This is a genomic window from Paraburkholderia lacunae (genome assembly GCF_003353175.1).
GTDB lineage: Bacteria > Pseudomonadota > Gammaproteobacteria > Burkholderiales > Burkholderiaceae > Paraburkholderia > Paraburkholderia lacunae.
In genome coordinates this window covers 395,983-413,892 of the sequence record NZ_QHKS01000002.1, presented here as the reverse complement: position 1 = coordinate 413,892, position 17,910 = coordinate 395,983, and the positions used below count along the sequence as shown (strand labels likewise).

The window sequence follows — 17,910 nt, the reverse complement described above, 5'->3', positions numbered from 1 at the left end:
CAGTAAAACGGTAAGTCGAAAAATCAGTCCGCGTGAATCACCGGCTCGAGCTTGCGCTGGAGCTTGATCGGCGGCACACGGCGGCTTTGCCACACCGACACCACAGCAATCATCGCCGCCAGCGCCAGACCCAGATGAATCGCCGCGACCAGCGCCTCGCGCGCGGTTTCCAGCAGCATCGCGCCGTTGTGGCCGGCATGCGTCAATTGCCCGAGCAAGGTGGCTTGCGCATCGCGATTGATCAGGATTTGCGGGTCGCCCAGCTCGGCGAACCACTGTGACGCGTGATCGTTTTCCAGCGCGCTGCGCACGCCGCTCGCGTACATGTGCGTGACCAGCGTGCCGGTGAGCGCCGTGCCGATCATCCCGCCGATCATCCGCAGCGACTGCAGCAGCGCCGTAGCGATGCCGAGGTGCTCGCGTCCGGCGCTCTGCTGCGCGAAGATCGTCAGGTTCGGCATCACGAAACCGAGGCCGACACCGCCTAGCACCATGAACGACATCAGCAGCCATTGCGGCATCGAACGCGTGGCGACGACCACGCCTAGGCACGAAAGCGCGACCAGCGTGAATCCGACGTACAGCATCAGATTCGGATTGCGCACGCGCGAGACGATCCGCCCATTCAAAATACTGCCGATCGTAATGAACACGACGAGCGGCGTGATGACGAGCCCCGCTTCTTTCGGCGACATGCCGAAGCCGCCCTGGAACAGCAACGGCGCGTAGAACAGCAGCGAAAACATCGTGAAGCCACCGAGCACCGCGAGCGTAAACAGGGCAGAGAGACTGCGGTTGCGGAACATATCGACCGGCAGAATCGCGGTCGGGCAGCGCCTTTCCCACTGCCACAGCGCGTAAGCCGATGCGACGCTCAACGCCAGCAGGGCGAACGCACCGAAGGTGACGCCGTGTTTCGGCAACAACTCGACGAACAATTGCAGCGAGCCGAGCAACACCGCAATCAGCAACGCGCCGGGCCAGTCGAGCCGCATCTTGCCTTTGTGCTCGACGTGCCGCAGATGCGGCAGGAAGCGCCAGACGAAGAACAACGACAACAAGCCGACCGGCAGATTCACATAGAACACCGATCGCCAGCCGTAGTACTGCGTGAGAAAGCCGCCGAGCGACGGACCCACTGCGTTCGCGATGCCGAACGCCGAACTCATCAGCACTTGCCAGCGCAGACGCACGACCGAATCGGGAAAGAGATCGGGAATGCAGGCGAACGCCGTACCGACCAGCATGCCGCCGCCAATACCCTGCAAACCGCGCGCGAGCACGAGGAACAGCATGTTATTGGCGGCGCCGCACAAAACCGACGCCCCCGTGAACACGACGATCGATGCGATCACGAATGGTTTGCGCCCGTAGTAATCGCCGAGACGGCCGAAAATCGGCACGGTGATCACCGAGGTCAGCAAATACGACGTGGCGACCCACGCGTAAAGCTCGAAACCTTTCAGCTCCGACACGATGGTGGGTAGCGCGGTGCCCACCACGGTCTGATCGAGCGCGACCAGCATCGTAACGAAGGAAATGCCGAGCATCGCCAATAGCGATTCACGGAAGGGTAAAACTTGCCCACTCGAGTGGTGAGCCGCGGTGTGGACAGCCATTTTTGATAGCGCAACAGTTGACGCGTCAAATATTGCGGAATCATACCACGATGCACCGTTCTAAACTCGGGAATCGCGGCGGCGTTAAGCGCGCCGCCCAATCGGATCCAATCAGCTGAAGAATGGAAAACACATGACGCCAGGGAGGCACATGGAGCCAGGTTCGCTCGCTGCACAATCGTTATCGAACGAAAATCTGATCGCGCTGCGGCGCGCGAAACATGAACTGGAAAGCCCCGCGCTGACGATGAAACTGGCCAGCATCGTCGGTTCGCCGCTGGAGAAGCTGATGTCCCGGATGCCGGCTTTCGCCAACGAAAAGGTCACAGAGGCAACGGAGCTGGCCTTGCGCAAGTGTCTGGCGCTCGCCCTGCGCACGCTTGGACGACAGGCCGGCGCGGTGCCGCTGAGCGCGCCCGACAAGCCGAGCAATCTGCTGCACAAGCTCGCGGTGGCGAGCACCGGCGCGGCCGGCGGCGCATTCGGCCTGTTCGCGCTGCCCGTCGAGTTGCCGGTGACCACCACGCTGATGTTTCGCTCGATCTGCGACATTGCGCGCAGCGAAGGCGAGGATCTGTCCTCGATCGACACGCAGCTGCAGTGTCTGACAGTGCTGGGTATGGGCGGCACGTCGAAATCCGACGACGATGCCGACTTCGGCTACTTCATCATGCGCGGCGCGCTGGCGCAGGCGGTGTCGAAGGCTTCATCCGAAATCGCCACAAGAGGCTTCACCGCGCACGGTTCCGCCGCGCTGCTGCGCCTGCTCAACACGATTGCCGCGCGTTTCTCGGTGCAAGTGAGCGAGCAGGTCGCCGCCAAGTCGATTCCGGCGATCGGCGCGGTGCTCGGCGCGATGGTCAACACGGTGTTCATCGACCACTTCCAGCAGGTCGCGCACGGCCACTTCACCGTGCGGCGGCTCGAGCGGCAATACGGGCAGGAAACGGTCGAGGCCGCCTATCAGACAATCGACATCGCGCTCGACCGCTGAGCGGCGCTGCGCCCGGTCGCTCCACTTGTCACGCGCCGCACGAAAGCCGCGGCGCGGTCGAGCGCGCGGTTCGCTTCCGGAATGAAGGGCGTGAACAGCGGCCAGACGTGCGGCATCTTCTTCCACACTTCGAGTTCGCAGACGACGCCCGCGGCGCGCGCGTTGTCGGCAACGCGTTGCGAGTCGTCCAGCAACACTTCGGTGCTGCCCGCCATGATGAAGAGCGGCGGCAAGCCCTGCAGGTCGGCGTAGACCGGCGACGCGTACGGATGCATAGCGGACGCGTCGCCGAGATAGACCTGCGCCGCGCGGGCGACCGCGGGGCCGCTGAACATCGGATCGAGACCGTCGTTGGAGCGAATGGTGGCGCCGGCGGCGGCCAGATCGGTCCACGGCGAGAACAGCAGACACCCTGCCGGCAGAGCGTCGCCGGCATCGCGCAAGGCGACGAGCGTGGCTAGCGCGAGCCCGCCGCCCGCTGAATCGCCCGAGATGACGATCGACTCGGGCGGCGTGCCATCGGCGACCAACCGGCGATAGGCCGCGCTCGCATCATCGAGCGCCGCCGGAAAGCGATGTTCCGGCGCGAGCCGGTAGTCGAGCGAAAAGACCGGCGCATTGGCACGCGTCGCAAGACCGAACGTCAGCGAGCGATGCGTCTGCGGCGAACAGAAGTAATAGCCGCCGCCGTGGCAATACAGCAGCGTCGGCGGGATTCCGGCGGTAGACGCGCCATCGATGCGTTCGAGCCACTCGCCGTGCAGCGGCCAGTCGTGCGGCCCGTACAATTCGCGCAGACGCCAGCCGGCGGGCACGCCTGGCGACCAGACGCGCCTCGCCGTCAACGCGCGCGCTTTCTCGACATTGACGTGCGGCTTGAGAGTTTGCGGCCGAAATTGCTTGCGCAGATACCAGCAGGCGAGTGCACTTTGCCAGCTCATTGGGACGCGCTCCGTCGATAGTGTCCCGTCATGGTACGTGCGTTCGCCGATGCGTCTGTGGGCGGCGGATTCTAATCTTGAAAACCGCCGGCTCCTGCGAACGTGTTATTCCCGACGCCCTAGTTCGCCGGCAAGACCTGCCCGCGAATCTCGCCCGTCGGGTTCTGTCCCGTGTGGATGTTGAAGTACCACTGCCCTGCCATCAGATCCGTCACCTGCTGTTCAGTGAGTGCCGCCGATCCTTTGATCGGGCTGGCGAGCGCGCTCTTCCCGATCGGCACCTGGATGCCGGCGTTCTGGCCTACGGGCGCGGGACCGTGGAAATGCGCTGCGGTTGCCGGGCCGCTCAGCCCCTCATAGGTGATCGACCATTGCAGGGTCTTGGTCGACGTATTGAACGTGGCGTTCAACATGCCATGCCCATGACTCACACGCGGCGGCACTTCGCTCGACGGTTCAAGGTCCGCCCTCAAGGCCACCGTGTCCGCGAAGGCGACACCCGACGCCAACGCCCACAACACCACCGCCAGATTCAATTTTCGAAGCGCAATCATGGTCTTCTCCGGACTTGATGCACCGCCGCACCGAAAACCCGGCCGCGCGGAGCCACCACATACTAGTGCAAATCCTTCGAACATGTTGGCGCTGCGGGTTGCCTGATGTGACGCCTATGCGCGCGTATTCGCCAATGAAAAAAGCACCGCGAGCGGTGCTTTTCGTTCCAAAGTGACGCACTTCAGAGGCGGTCACGGATACCCGTGGTCATCACGCCCCGGTACTTGCTCGACGACAGCGCGTCCGTACCGAACACTCGCGTTTCAATCGCGTTGCCGTTCGCGCCGATATGCGCGACGCCTTCAATGCGCACATCGGTGCGGCACGACAGCACGTAATCGGCCTGGCTTGCGAAACAACGTCCTGCCGACGCTTTCGTCGATATTTTCAAAAAGTTAATTGTGCATTTCGTAATTAATCTTTTGCGCTGGCTCGGTTATGCTTCGGATTGCGAGAAGTGACTCCTTCATCGAGGGATGTCTCCAAATCTTTAACGCGGCTTCGGCCGCGTTTTTTTTCGCCCTCCTGCCTTGTTCCTCCCGCTGTTCTTCGCTCTGCCACCTCGACTATCTGCGCCGACGCCGCCAGCCGCGGACCACACGTACAACCGCGCCGCGACACGATGCGGCGCGCCAGCCCATCACGCGAGCAACGCGACTTGCTCCTCGATTCCATCCAGCATCGCATTGCATTTGCGCATCAGCAGCAACCCGTCGCTGCGCAAGCGCTCCGGCGTCCTGGCGGTGATGTCCCGGCGATAGTCTTCCAGCGCGTTGAGCAATGGCGGATAGTGCAGCACGCTCGCCGCTCCCGCCACCCGGTGATGCCACTCAAGCAGACGCTCGATCTCAATACGCTCGAGGAGCGGTGCCAACGCCAGCAAATCTTCCCGCACCGCCGAAACAAACGAGTCGAGCAGAGCCTTGACGGTCGATTCGCTGCCCCACAGTTGGGTCATGTGAGCCAGGTCGACCGGCACGAACGGCTCGGCACAACCGCGCGCATCCGCCCCGGCGATCGGCGGCGTAGTAACGGTTTCGGCAGGTGCGGCTTGCCACGCGCCGTCACTGCCGAACCAGCGGCTCAGGTAGTCACGCAGCGTAGCGAGCCGGGTCGGCTTGACGAGGCAATCGTCCATGCCGGCGTCAGGACATAGATTCAGGTCCTCCGGCGCGGTGTTCGCCGTAATCCCCAGGATCGGCAGACGATGCGCGCTGCCCTGTTCCCGCTCCCGGATGCGCCGTGCCAATTCGTAGCCGGACAGGTTCGGCATGTGGCAGTCCGTGATCAGGAAACCGTAGGGGGTCCGCTCGAGAGCCGCCAACGCCTCGGCGCCGTCGTTCACTATGTCGCAGGCAAAACCGAGCATGGTCAGTTGATGACGAATCAGTTCCTGATTGACCGGATGGTCCTCCGCCACCAGGATCAGCCGGCCGCTCGCAATCGCGCGCTCGCGGTCCGGTGGCGCGGCGCCGCCTTCCGGCGTGCGCGGCATGCCCGCTGCACGCGGCGCCACCGACGGCAAACCGGCCAGCGCAGCCGCGCACGCCGCACCCAGACCGCGCCACGAAATCGGATTGACGCTGACTCGCACGTTGTCGTTGAGGATTCGATAGCCGGTCGGCTTCGGTTTCTCGGTGAGGCAGATAAGCCGCGAATTCCCCTGTACCCCTGGCGGCAACGCCACCCCTTCGCCGACCAGGATCAGGTCCACGCCCGCCAGCACGTCAGGCTTGCTCAGCTCCGCCGCATCGGGCGACACAAGACGCAACTCGAGCCCGAGCGCCTCGCCGAAATGCATGAGCGCCTGCGCCACTCGCGTGTCGCTCGTTGCCACCACGCCGCGCTTGCCGCGCAGGCCGGTCACCGAATAACGCGGCGACTCGACCGGCATCGCGAGGCGCACCGTCATGCGAGTGCCGACCCCAGGCTCGCTGTGCAATTCGAGTGCGCCGTTCATCAGATCGATCAGCTTGCGGCAGATCGTCAGACCCAGACCCGTGCCGCCGAAGCGGCGAGTGGTCGACGACTCCGCCTGCTCGAACGGCTCGAACAGCCGCGCCTGCACCTCCGGCGCGATGCCGATGCCGGTGTCCTCGACGGTCATTTCAAGCGTCTGAGCGTCGGCGCTCCGCCCGACTACCGCGACTCGCACGTCGACCTCGCCCTGCGGCGTGAACTTGATGGCGTTGCCTAGCAGGTTGAACAGAATCTGCCGTAATCGCACGCTGTCGCCTCGCAGCGTAGCGGCGACCTCAGCCGCAATATCCACGCGCACTTTCAGGCCCTTCTCATGAGCGCGGCCCGCCAGCAAGCCGACTGCATTGTCGACCAGCTCGCGCATGTCGATGGGCTCGGCTTCGATCGTCAGCCGCCCTGCTTCGATTTTCGAATAGTCGAGCAGGTCGTCCAGAATCTGCAGCAGCGCGCCCGCCGACTCGTGAATCATGCTGAGCATCCCCCCCTGATCCGCATTCAGCGGCGTGCGCTCCAGCACCTCGACGAGGCCAAGCACACCGTTCATCGGCGTGCGGATTTCGTGACTCATCATCGCGAAGAAATCGTCTTTGGCGCGCGAGGCCGCCTCGGCCACATCGCGCGCGCGCGCCAATTCCGTCGCGCGCGCGTGCTCCAGACTCGCGTCCACCCAGTAGCCACTCCACACGACTGAGCCGTCGTTCTCGCGGCGCGGCGCCAACTCCGCGCGCACCCACTTGAAGTCATGCTCGCCGTCGAAGCGAAACTCCATATGGACAGGCGTTTCGCAGCGAGCCGATCGTTCCAGCTCAGCCAGCACGAAAGGTCGGTCTTCCTCGCACACGCGGCGGAAATCGATCTCGCCGCGGCTCGTCAGCGACGCGTCGGCGCCCAGCAGATGTTGCGTGTCGCCGCCGATATACGGGAACGAGTACACGCCGTCCGCGGTACGCCGTAGTTGAAACACGACCGCCGGCAATGAGCGCGTGACATCGAACAGACGGCGCTCGGTTTCGCGCGCCAGCATTTCGGCACGCCGGATATCGGTAATGTCGACCATGCTTCCGAGCACGCAACTCGGCTTACCGTCGCCGCCGTAGCAGACCCGGGTCCAGAACAGGCCATGCCGTGAGTCGCCGGCACCGCTGACGAACTGAAGCTCCACCTTTGCCGGCCCGATCGAGCTCAGCAAGTTGCGCGTCATATCATCCAGCACGCGGCTGTTGGCCTCGCCCCACACCTGAACGCTCTGCGCGGTGCGCCCGATGACGGCTTCGCGCCGCAGACCGCACGCTTCCTCGTACGCCCGGTTGATCGCAATGTAACGGCCATCGAGGTCTTTGGCGACGAGCGGATGGGGGACCGTCTCCATCATGGTTTCCTGGAAGTTCAGTTGCGCCGCGAGTTCGCGTTCGGTCTGCCTGCGCAGCCGCACCTCGCGTTGCAGCAGCCGATAAGCCCGCAGCGTGACCAGCAGCGCGACGCCGATGCCGATCAGCAATGGCAGCAGACGTACCGCGGTAACACTCCAGGTTCCCTGGCTTGTCGTGCTGCCGACCCACTTCAGTCGGATGCGCTGCTTCTCCGCGGCCGGCATGGCCAGCAACGCGCGGTCGATCAGACCGGCGAGCGGACCGAGATCGGGGCGAACAGCGAAACCGAGCTCGTCGGATTCGCCGACTGCACCGAGAATTTTGAGGACACCGGCGTAACGTTGCTTGAGCAGGACGTCGACGGCGGCCACATTGCCAACCAGCACGTCTGCCTCGCCACTCGCGACCATCTTCAGCGCGTCGTCGAGACTGGGCGCGACGACGACATGGGTTGCCGGAATGTTGTCGATCGACCGCGGAATCGAACCGGCGATATGCGACGAAACCACGATGCGGCGCGAGGCGAAATCGTTGAGCGCGCGCGCGGCCGGTTCGTCTTCGCGTCCGACGATCACCAGCGGATAGCTTTCGTATGCTCGCGTGTGCTGCGCGTGTTTCAGACGCGGATCACGGCGGGAGGACGTCGCGAGGATGGCCAGACCGCCACGCTGGAAGGCTTCGATGGTTGCGGGCCAGTCGGCGGTGCGAGCACGGCTGAACTCGACGCCCAACGCACGGCTCAGATAATCCAGATATTCCGCGGCGATGCCGGCAGGATGACCGGCTTCGTCCGTATAGCTAAACGGCGGCCAGCCGTTGTCGAAACCCACCTGCAACGGCGGCAGCGAACGCAGCCAGGCCCGCTCTTCCGGTGTCAATGTGAGGCGCCGCGCTGCGGAGGCCGCCTGTGTGTCGAAGCTGCCGGGCAGCCAGCGCACTCGGATCGCCGAGTCGTCGGCCGGATTCATCGAAGCAAGCGCGAGGTCGAGCTGGTCGCGCAACGCGCCGCGATTGCGGGGCACCGCAAAGCGCAGGTCGGCAAACTTGCTGTTTTCCTCGAACGCGACGCGCAGGCTGCGGAACTCCTGGGTGGCCAGCGCGTATTGAACGGCCGGTGTGAAACCGAGATATGCATCCGCGTCCCCTTGCGCGAGCGCCGACAGTGCCGCATGGGTGCTAGCGAAGGTTTCAATCTGCGCGCGAGGAAAGCGCTCGCGCAGCGATCTTTCGAGCGCAAACCCTTGCTCTACGGCGAGGCGGGCGCCGTTCAGCTGGGCGGGGCCGGTGTGCGCATTACCGCCCCGCCTGACCACCACCGAGGTTGTTGCACGAAAATACGGCGCGGTGAAACTGAAACAGCGTTCGCGCTCCCGCGTCCGGGCGACGCTCATTATCAGGTCGACCTTGCCGGCGCAAGCCGCGGCCAGCAGTTGCGGCATGCCTGGAAAGGCTTTGCCTTCGATGACGACGTCCGGGCCCACGAGCGCGCGCAAGTAGTCGGCGCTCAAACCCGTCGGCTGGCCGTCTTCGAGGGCGTCGAACGGCAGCCAGCCATTCGCCAGCACGCCCACGGTCAACTTCGCAGGAAAGGTGCCGGCAGCTTGCACTCGCGATGAACCGGCAAACGGCTGCGCAGCAACTGCCGGCATCTGCGTGACGAAAAACGCGAATAGAAGAATCAGCCACTGCGACACGCGTCGCAGTGGCCTGCTCACGATGACACCGTCCAGGGCTTTCATCAGTGATGCCAGGAAGTGCTGCGAGGCGCCGCTCACGCGGCTTCGCGGTGTTCGCGGGAAAGCGCCGCAGCGGCGCGACCGGCCGGCTTGCCCCATAGAAACGAGAACAGGGCGCCTGCGGCGACACCGCCAGACATGGGCGCGGCCCAGAACAACCAGAGCTGGTCGAGTGCCCAGTTGCCGACGAACAACGCCTGGCCTGTGGAGCGAGCGGGATTGACCGAGCCGTTGGTGACCGGAATCGACACCATATAGACGAGCATCAGACACGCGCCGATGACGAGGGGTGCGATCGATTTCAAGCTTCGCCGGCTGCGTACCATCAGACTAACCAGGACGAAAGCGAACGACAGCGCCAGCTCAGTGGCAAGCGCCGAGTGAAATTGATAGTCGGAAGGAGAGTGATCGCCGAACCCATTCGCGCCGAACTCGCTCGCGGTCAGTTCGAAACCGGGCCGGCCACTCGCCACGTAAGCCAGCAGGGCTGCACCGGCAATCGCCCCGAGAATCTGGGCGGCGAGGTAGGGCAACAGATCGCGAATCGGAAACCGTTGCGCAATCGCAAAGCCGACCGTGACGGCCGGGTTGAAATGCGCGCCAGAGAGGCCGTAAAACATGTAATGGGCCATGGCTAGCGCCAAACCGAACGCAAGCGCCACCTCGGGCGTACCGTAACCCTGCTGGGCGGCGGGAGTATTCAAGACTATGCTGCCGCAACCGACGAACACCAGCCAGGCCGTTCCAGCGCCCTCCACCAACAACCGCTTACCTAGCGCAACCATCCCGCCTCCCAGCCCGATTATCTGTTCACTGGACAGACGGCGCCGCGCTCAAGCCACGAACCTTCCGCACAGATTGATTGACGGTTCCATTCTGCTCAGCATGACGAAATGAATCATGCTGTCAGGTGAGCGCACGGAAAGACCGTCGTGAATCAGGAACTATGGAATGGCAACGCTGACGGATCAATCAGACGAGTCCCAAATTACTAAGAATCATTGACGAAGCATGGTGATTTTCCTCACAGGCCTGTCAGGTCAACCCTATCTGCCTGGCGTATTCGATGAGGTCGTTTTCCGTTTCAAGGCCGAGCTTGCGCATCGCGCTGCGTTTCTGTGTGCTGATGGTCTTGCCGCTGCGCTGCAGGCGCGCTGCGATCTCGTAGACGGCGAGGCCTTGCACATAAAGCTGGAAGACCTGCCATTCGCGCGCACTCAGGACACCCGCGCGAGGCTGCAGCGAAGCATCCGCGGCTTCGATCGCGACGCGCGCCTGATCCGACAGATAGATGTCACCGGCCATCACGGCGTTGATGGCGTCGATCAGCGCCGTGGTGGTGTCGCATTTGTCGACGATGCCGGCCACACCAATGTGCAACAGGCCCGTGAGTATGTGTGCATGGCGGATCATCGTAAGTATGACGACGCGAGGATGGGGCCTAACCCGCAGCAGCCGGCGCAGAAACGACACGACGTTGTGGCCGCCGTGGATGCCAGGCATTCCGATGTCCGACACGATGACGTCGCACGCATGGGTGTCGAGCAGTTCAGCCAACGTTTCGGTGTCGGGCGCCTCGCCGATTATTTCGACGTGCGGCACGGTTTGCAGCAGACGGATGACGCCAAGACGAACGCAGGCATGATCGTCGGCCACGATGACGCGGATCTTCTGTGTCATTTTGTTGTTGTCTTATCGACTGGCATGCCCTGCACACGGTGTGCATCCCCAGGCTACGCCAGTACATTTTCTCTTCGCCGCGCCGCCTGGGCGGCGCGACGCCTCGCCGACTCAGCGCCGGTGTTGCATGCGATCGTCAGGAATCACGCCGTGTTCGACGGCGAAGCGGAACAAGTCCGCGTCGCTGTTAAGAGCAAGCTTGCGCATCGCGGAACATTTCTGGGCGCTGATCGTCTTCACGCTGCGCCCCAGCCGGACGGCAATCTCCGTTACGCCGAATCCGCAAGCGTATTGGGTGAACACCTCCAATTCGCGGCGCGACAACATCTGACGAACGAAATCGAGCCGCCGCACCCTCGCCGCGTCGTCGATCATCGCGCGGACCGCGGGCCCGAGATAGCATTCGCGCGCCAGCGCGGTGACGATGGCGACATGAAGCAGATCGATCCGATCCCGCTTGCTCATCAGCCCATTCACGCCGAGCGCGATGACTTTCTTTAACGCCTCGGCTTCGGTTTCCATGGTGAGTACGACAAGCGCCACTTCGGGATACCGTACCTTGAACTGCCTGACAGATTCGAGCCCGTCGCCATACAAACCACCCGCCATGTAAAGATCCATCAGAACGAGGTCGCACGAGACGCGATCGACCTCCGTAAAAAGCTCGGCAGCATCAGCCGCGCGACCGACGATCTGCATGTTCGGATAACCCACCAACATGTTTTCGAGCGCCAGCAGAACCAGTGGATGATCGTCCGCGATGATGGCGCGAATCGGCGTATTTATGTCGGCGTTAGCGTTCATCTTCTTTTCCCCTCTGTACCCGAAATCGCCGTCGCTCTCTTCGTAGCAACTGGCCCTGCCGCGATCATTCAACACTCCTGCGCCGATAAAAATAAGATCGCTCTTAAATGAACCAACTTCTCAACCAGATAATTGCTTTGGCATGCGATCTAAACTTCGGTCAACCCATTCGCGCGAACATAAGCAAAAAGACCGGGGGCATTGGCGACACCAATCTTGGCCATCGCAAAGCGCTTTTGCCGGCTAACGCTGCGGCGATGGCATCCGAGCGCCGCGGCAATCTGAGAGACCGACTGGCCACGCACGAACATTCTTATGATTTCCGTCTGGCGTTCGGATAAACGTGGATTCGGACGCAGGTCGCACGCTTCGCTTTCAGGCTGCGCAAGCGCTTCGACGATCGAGCGGCCGATGTGAATCTCGCCTTTGCCGCTCGCCAAAATCGCTTGCCATAGTTCATCCATTGTTTCCATTTTGCCTAGCATGCTGACTGCGCCGTCTGACACGATGGAACGCAAGATCGCGACGTTCGTCAGCGCCGTCATCACGACGACGCGTAGCGACGGCCAGTCGCGTCGGATTCGCCTGATGAGCCGTAGGCCGTCTTCGACGGCGCCGGATGCCTCGGGCATCGTGAGATCGGTGACGAGCACATCGCAAGGTGTGCTCTGCAACAGTTTGATCAACGAAGTGGGCGTGGACGCCTCACCGACAATCGCGACATCGGCATGCATTTCTAGTGCAGCGCGAATGCCAACCAGAACAAAGGGATGATCGTCCGCCAGAATGACTCGAAGGTTCACTATGATTTCTCTCGTTTGTTGTAGGCGTATTCGGCGCTCGCGTAAGGAGAGCGCAGCGCAAGGCACGTACGCTCCAGCACCCCTGGCTTTGGACGGAAACGCCAAGGTCGGCCATAAAACCATCGCCATAAACCTGCGAAAATCGGAATGTTCCGAATCCGAGAGAAAATCTGATCGACCATTGCAGCGCTATCTGCATCGGAATACAAAGCGCCATTGGATTCTGTTTTTCTAGACTCGGCGCAGTTGCATCTCAAACCTGCGCCGTCGTCATTCTGGTCGCGCGAGCCGCACGCGGAAACACCGGCAATGCAATCAACGCACACACGCTGGCAACCACCCACACCATCGGCCACGAGCCCACCGACAACAACAGTGGAATCGCCAGCGGCGTCAGGAACAGCGTAAGAAAGACACAGGTATTGCCCATCGCGAGCGCGGTACCGGCGCGGCTCGTACCCGCGAGCGTCGCAAGTTCCGTGAAAGCGACGCCGTGCCATGCGGATGCGCACACGCCGCCCAGCACGATCATCAGCGCGAACACGGCGGTCATCTGCGCGTGCCGCATGCCGGCTGCCGCCGTCACCAACGCGAGCGACGCAAACAGCACCGCGGTCAGCAGACTGCAGGCGCGCATATAAGCACGGCGATTGCCGCGCCGGTCGGTCCAGCCGCCGCTCCAGACCCGCGCAAGCGCAGCGCCGGTTTGCACCGCGGCCATTGTCGCGCTGATCGCCAGCACACCGGCACGGCTGAAATCGTGGAGAAAGACTGTCCCGAACGTCACGATGGCGATCTGCGGCACGCACAGCACACCGCCGCCGAGCGCGACGCGCCAGATGCCGACGTCGCGCAACGGTGAAATGCTCGCCGGCGCTCCGCCCGAAACGCCTCCGCGATGAGACGCGCCCGCCCCCTTCACTTCGACGTGCGATGGTTCGTGCAGCCAGCGCCACGCAAACGCGGCGGTCATCGCGCACGCCAACGCGAGCACCGCGTACACGCTCGCAAAGCCGAACCTCGACGCAAGCGCCGGCAATATCAGCGCGCCGAGCCCACCGCCCGCCGGCACCGCGGTCTGGCGAATACTCATCGCGAGGCCGCGTTCACCCTCGCGAAACCAGGCCATCACCGCGCGGCCGCTCGAACCGTTGACACTGCCGCCGAGCAGGCCGACCAGAAGCAGCCCGAGCGCGAGCATCGAAGCGCCCGGCACATGTGTGCCGGCGGGCGCCACGAACAACGCCAGTGCCCCCAGCGCCGCAGCCGTCGAGCCGAGCCCAAGCAGCAGCACGCGACGGTCGCCCCAACGGTCCGTCAGCAGTCCCCAAGGCAATTCGCTGACCGCGATGCCCAGCCCGAGCATGCCGAGCACGAGCCCCAGGCCATGATTGTTCAGGTGATAGCCCGAGCGCAGAAATACGGCCGTGGTCGGAATGCCCGAAAACGCCGCGGAAAAACTTGCGTTCGCCGCAAAGCCGACCCCCAGCACCTTCCACCGATGACTCGCCGCGCGCTCGCCCAACGCCCGCACGGATGCAACCGGTTCGTTTCCCATGACGCCCCTCGGCAAGAATGAATTGGAGGTATCCTACGGCTGTGCTAATCATCGGAAAAGCCGGAAAATCAGATGACTTCCATCGGATATGCCGAATCATGAACCAACGTGGATTCGATCTGACGCAGTTGCGGACCTTCGTCGCCGTCGCCGAATCGGGCAGCGTCTCGGCAGGCGCGCAACGCGTGTTCCTGTCCCAATCGTCGGTGAGCGAGCAGTTGAAAAAACTGGAAGAGCGCGCCGGCCAGCCGCTTTTCGTGCGCAGCAAGCAGGGCGTCACCGCCACACCGGCGGGCAGCCGCCTGCTCGATCACGCGCGGCGCATTCTCGCGATGAGCGAAGCCGCGTTCGAAGACCTGCAAGGCCGCTCGCTCGACGGTGAACTGCGTATCGCCATCACGGACTACTACCGTCCGCACGATATCGCGCGCATTCTCAAGGCCTTTTCGGAGCAGCACCCGCGCCTGAAACTGCACGTCACCGTGCTGCCGAGCGCCGTGATCGACAGCAGCGCCGCGGACGATGCCTCGTTCGACATCGGCCTGTCGTTGCGGCTCGTGACGCCCGGCAACCGGGGAGCCCGACAGCGCACTGGCGCCACCGCCAGTGCGCAAAGCACAGTCGTGCGCCGCGAGAAGCTGCTGTGGGTCAGTGCGGCCGATGCCAGCCCGCATCCGGCAACGCCCTATCCACTCGTGCTGCTGCCGTCGAGCTGCCAGTTGCAGCGCTTCGTCGTAAAGCTCCTCGACGAGCGCAAGGTGCCGTATCTGGTGTCGCATTCCGCGTCCGGGGTCGCCGGCTTGCAACTCGCGCTGAAGGCAGGGCTCGGCATGTCCTGCCTGAACGAGTCGTCGATCGGTGCGGGCGTGGTGGCATGTCCGCCGAGTGTCGGACTGCCGCCGCTGCCGGCGGTCGAGTTTCATCTGTTGCCGGGGCGAATCGGCGAAAGCGAACGCGTGAGCAACGCACGCACGGCGCTGATGCGGCTCTTCAGCTGACGCACGCAGCGTTGCGATATGCGCGTCGGCCTGAACAGTTCGATGCGTATGGCTCGACGCACGCGGCGAATCAGGTATCGAGCGCGTTTCGCCATGCTGTCCGCCCTCAATCCATGCGCAATCGAAAGGTTGAATCGGCTCCAGGCGCCACCTATGATGGTCAGGTGCCCAACCGGTTAGCCCCTCGCTTCCGGTTGACGCACCGGATAAATTCCTGCAACCTGCTACCCGCTGCCCGACATAACGAACACCCATTCCCACAGCCCGAAAGCCGCCACCCATCGGCGCATTCTGGCCAATGATTGTCTTCATCACGCAATTGCATCGCCGTATCGATTCAACACCGCGCCCCAAAAAATAAATCCGTTTCGATTTGCTGTTTTTGCAGTCGTTATAAAAGAAGAATTGGCAGGGTTGTCATGCATTGGTCATCGAATGCATGAGAAATAAATCGCGTTCCCCGACGAGGCCTGGCGTGCACCGTAGAACTATCGGATCTTCGATTCTGTTGGTGTTTTACGTCATGTGGAGTGGCGCGGCGTTCGCGGCCAGCGGCGCGCCGGGCCCCATGCCCTCGGCGATGGACGAGCGCGTGCGCGCCTGCACCTCGTGCCACGGCGTGCACGGCCAGGGTCTGAACGACGACTACTTCCCGCGCATCGCCGGCAAACCGGCCGACTACCTGTTCAACCAGTTGAGCGCGTTCCGCGACGGCGGCCGCACCTATCCGCCGATGGGCTATCTGCTCGCCTTTCTGCCGGATGAATACCTGCGCAAGATCAGCCAGTACTTCGCCGACCTGCAACCGCCCTATCCCAATGCCGACCACGCCGAAGTCTCGCCTGCCGTGCTCGCGGCCGGCCAGCGTCTCGTCACGCAGGGCGACCCGGCGCGCAGGATACCGGCCTGCATCGCGTGCCACGGCGCGCGCATGACCGGCACGCAGCCGGGCATTCCGGGGCTGCTCGGTCTACACGCGAGCTACATCGCGGGACAGATGGGCACATGGCGCTCGGGCACGCGTCGCGCGCTCGCGCCGGACTGCATGCATACGATCGCCGTCAAGCTGACCGACAAGGACATCACCGCAGTGTCGAGCTGGCTCGCGCGTCAGCCGCGGCCGGCAGATCCCCGGCCTGGAGCGGCGTCCGGTGAGCGGCTGCCTCTCGCCTGCGGGAGTCAACCGCAATGAAGCCGATCCTGTGCGCCATTCACACCGTTTCATGGGCGATGACGACAAGCCGTCGCGCCGCTGCGTCGCTCATGGCCGGCGCGCTGGCCGTCAGCATGATCGCGGCCGCAAGCGCCGTGGTTGCGCTCGCGCCGCATGCGCCGCTGATCGCTGAAGCCCGCGCCGCCGAAACCGCACCGGCTGCCATCGGCAACCCATCCGACACCCGCCCCGACATCGTCAAGCGCGGCGAGTATCTCGCGCGCGCCGGCGACTGCGTCGCCTGCCATACCGCGCCGCGCGGCAAGCTGTTCGGCGGCGGGCTCGCGATGGAAACGCCGTTCGGCACGCTTTATTCGCCGAACATCAGTCCGGACGCGCAGTACGGCATCGGCACATGGAGCGAGGAAGCGTTCTTCACGATGATGCGCACCGGCCGCACGCCGGACGGCAAGCTGCTTTACCCGGCCATGCCGATCGCGCAATACACCAAAGTCACGCGCGAAGACTCGAATGCGATCTTCGCCTATCTGAAAACGGTGCCGCCGGTGCGCCAGCCGAATCACAAGCACACGCTGCGCTTTCCGTTCAACCAGCGCAAGCTGCTATACGGCTGGCGCACGCTGTATTTCCGCGAAGGCGAGTTCCAGCCGGATCCGACGAAGTCGGTCGAATGGAATCGCGGCGCGTATCTGGTCGAAGGGCTCGGGCACTGCACGATGTGTCACACGAAAATCAACATGCTCGGCGGCTCGTCGCAGAGCGAACAGTTCGCGGGCGGTCTGATTCCGGTGCAGAACTGGTATGCGCCTTCGCTCACGTCCGACAAGGACGGCGGTCTCGGCGACTGGACCATCAAGGACATCGTCGACCTGCTGCAGGCGGGCATCTCCGACCGCGGCGCCGTGTACGGCCCCATGGCGGAAGTCACGTATCACAGCCTGCAATACATGACGGACGCGGACGTCAAAGCGATGGCCGCGTATCTGAAGACGCTGCCGGACAACGACCGCGGCCGCAAATCCGGCCCCTCCGCGCCGACCAGCACCAACGTGTTCGCGCTCGGCGAAAAGCTCTACGCCGACAAGTGCGCGCTGTGCCATGGCGCCAAGGGCGAGGGCCAGTTGCAGCATTACCCGCCGCTCGCCGGCAATCAGTCGATCGAAATGGATTCGGCGGTCAACCCGATCCGCATCGTGCTGAACGGCGGCTTCCCGCCCGGCACCATGCGCAATCCCGAGCCGTACGGCATGCCGCCGTTCGGCCAGGAACTGAACGACACCGATGCCGCCGCCGTCGTCACGTATATCCGCACCGCGTGGGGCAATCACGGCAAACCGGTGACGGCCCGCGAGGTCAACGAGTTGCGTAAGGCGCCGCTGCATTGAAGCGGCTGGGCGGTTGCGCGTGCGCGTTTCGCTCTGTGTTTTGCGAGGCGCGCTGCGTGGCGGCCCGGCTGATTCAGCGTTGTCGTCACACGGTACCGCGCTGCGCATGAACCGCTGCACTGGAGATTCTTTAGATGGAAGCGCACGACACCCGCAGTCCGGCCCCACCCACCGATGACGAGGTGGACCGCGTCGTTGCCGCCGGCCCGCATGGCGCGATCGCCGTGGCGGGCGTGGCCACGCTGATCGTCATCGCGATCTGGTTCGGCTTCTACTTTCTTGTCTTTCTGCCGCGCGGCGTCATTCACTGATC

14 protein-coding genes and 1 pseudogene are annotated in these 17,910 nt (G+C 63.6%); 5 read left to right on the top strand and 10 right to left on the bottom strand.

Translation table 11 applies throughout. The features are described 5' to 3' along the window. Window positions 1-23: 23 nt before the first annotated feature. Window positions 24-1,655: pseudogene (locus DLM46_RS04725) on the bottom strand (MDR family MFS transporter); the annotation flags it as partial. Window positions 1,656-1,770: 115 nt separating this feature from the next. Between DLM46_RS04725 and DLM46_RS04720 the strand changes: the two are divergent. Next, window positions 1,771-2,613, top strand: coding sequence for an EcsC family protein (locus DLM46_RS04720; protein WP_115099603.1), 843 nt, complete (start codon window positions 1,771-1,773; stop codon window positions 2,611-2,613). Here DLM46_RS04720 and DLM46_RS04715 read toward each other — a convergent pair. The 9 genes from DLM46_RS04715 to DLM46_RS04675 form a co-directional block, all read right to left on the bottom strand. Beyond that, window positions 2,583-3,554 (bottom strand): alpha/beta hydrolase, encoded by a 972-nt coding sequence (locus DLM46_RS04715; RefSeq protein ID WP_115099602.1) that lies wholly within the window; start codon window positions 3,552-3,554, stop codon window positions 2,583-2,585. The two genes, DLM46_RS04720 and DLM46_RS04715, sit on opposite strands and share 31 nt — an antisense overlap. 119 nt (window positions 3,555-3,673) lie before the next feature. Continuing rightward, window positions 3,674-4,108, bottom strand: coding sequence for a CHRD domain-containing protein (locus tag DLM46_RS04710; protein WP_115099601.1), 435 nt, complete (start codon window positions 4,106-4,108; stop codon window positions 3,674-3,676). A gap of 182 nt (window positions 4,109-4,290) precedes the next feature. Continuing rightward, the gene (locus tag DLM46_RS04705) at window positions 4,291-4,500 is read right to left on the bottom strand and encodes a hypothetical protein (RefSeq protein WP_115099600.1); all 210 of its coding nucleotides are present in this window, start codon (window positions 4,498-4,500) and stop codon (window positions 4,291-4,293) included. Between the two features lie 249 nt (window positions 4,501-4,749). Next, window positions 4,750-9,198, bottom strand: a complete 4,449-nt coding sequence (locus tag DLM46_RS04700; protein WP_115099643.1) for an ATP-binding protein — start codon at window positions 9,196-9,198, stop codon at window positions 4,750-4,752. Window positions 9,199-9,230: 32 nt separating this feature from the next. Further along, entirely contained in the window at window positions 9,231-9,980 is a 750-nt protein-coding gene (gene aqpZ, locus DLM46_RS04695) for an aquaporin Z (RefSeq protein ID WP_115099599.1), read from the bottom strand. A gap of 250 nt (window positions 9,981-10,230) precedes the next feature. Further along, entirely contained in the window at window positions 10,231-10,875 is a 645-nt protein-coding gene (locus tag DLM46_RS04690; RefSeq protein WP_115099598.1) for a response regulator, read from the bottom strand. Between the two features lie 111 nt (window positions 10,876-10,986). Further along, window positions 10,987-11,679 (bottom strand): response regulator, encoded by a 693-nt coding sequence (locus tag DLM46_RS04685; RefSeq protein ID WP_115099642.1) that lies wholly within the window; start codon window positions 11,677-11,679, stop codon window positions 10,987-10,989. Window positions 11,680-11,828: 149 nt separating this feature from the next. Beyond that, complete coding sequence (locus tag DLM46_RS04680; protein ID WP_244305828.1) at window positions 11,829-12,482, bottom strand: response regulator; 654 nt, start codon at window positions 12,480-12,482, stop codon at window positions 11,829-11,831. Between the two features lie 253 nt (window positions 12,483-12,735). Continuing rightward, window positions 12,736-14,040, bottom strand: coding sequence for an MFS transporter (locus DLM46_RS04675; RefSeq protein ID WP_115099597.1), 1,305 nt, complete (start codon window positions 14,038-14,040; stop codon window positions 12,736-12,738). A gap of 98 nt (window positions 14,041-14,138) precedes the next feature. Between DLM46_RS04675 and DLM46_RS04670 the strand changes: the two genes are divergently transcribed. From DLM46_RS04670 to DLM46_RS39285, 4 genes are all read left to right on the top strand, one after another. After that, entirely contained in the window at window positions 14,139-15,038 is a 900-nt protein-coding gene (locus tag DLM46_RS04670) for a LysR family transcriptional regulator (RefSeq protein WP_115099596.1), read from the top strand. Window positions 15,039-15,513: 475 nt separating this feature from the next. After that, window positions 15,514-16,230 carry a c-type cytochrome gene (locus tag DLM46_RS04665; protein WP_115099595.1) on the top strand — a complete coding sequence of 239 codons (717 nt, stop codon included), beginning with the start codon at window positions 15,514-15,516 and terminating at the stop codon, window positions 16,228-16,230. 71 nt (window positions 16,231-16,301) lie between these two features. Further along, window positions 16,302-17,597, top strand: coding sequence for a c-type cytochrome (locus tag DLM46_RS04660; protein ID WP_244305826.1), 1,296 nt, complete (start codon window positions 16,302-16,304; stop codon window positions 17,595-17,597). 134 nt (window positions 17,598-17,731) lie between these two features. After that, a complete protein-coding gene (locus tag DLM46_RS39285) occupies window positions 17,732-17,908 on the top strand; it encodes a hypothetical protein (RefSeq protein ID WP_165847908.1) in 177 nt (58 codons plus the stop codon). Window positions 17,909-17,910: the final 2 nt, after the last annotated feature.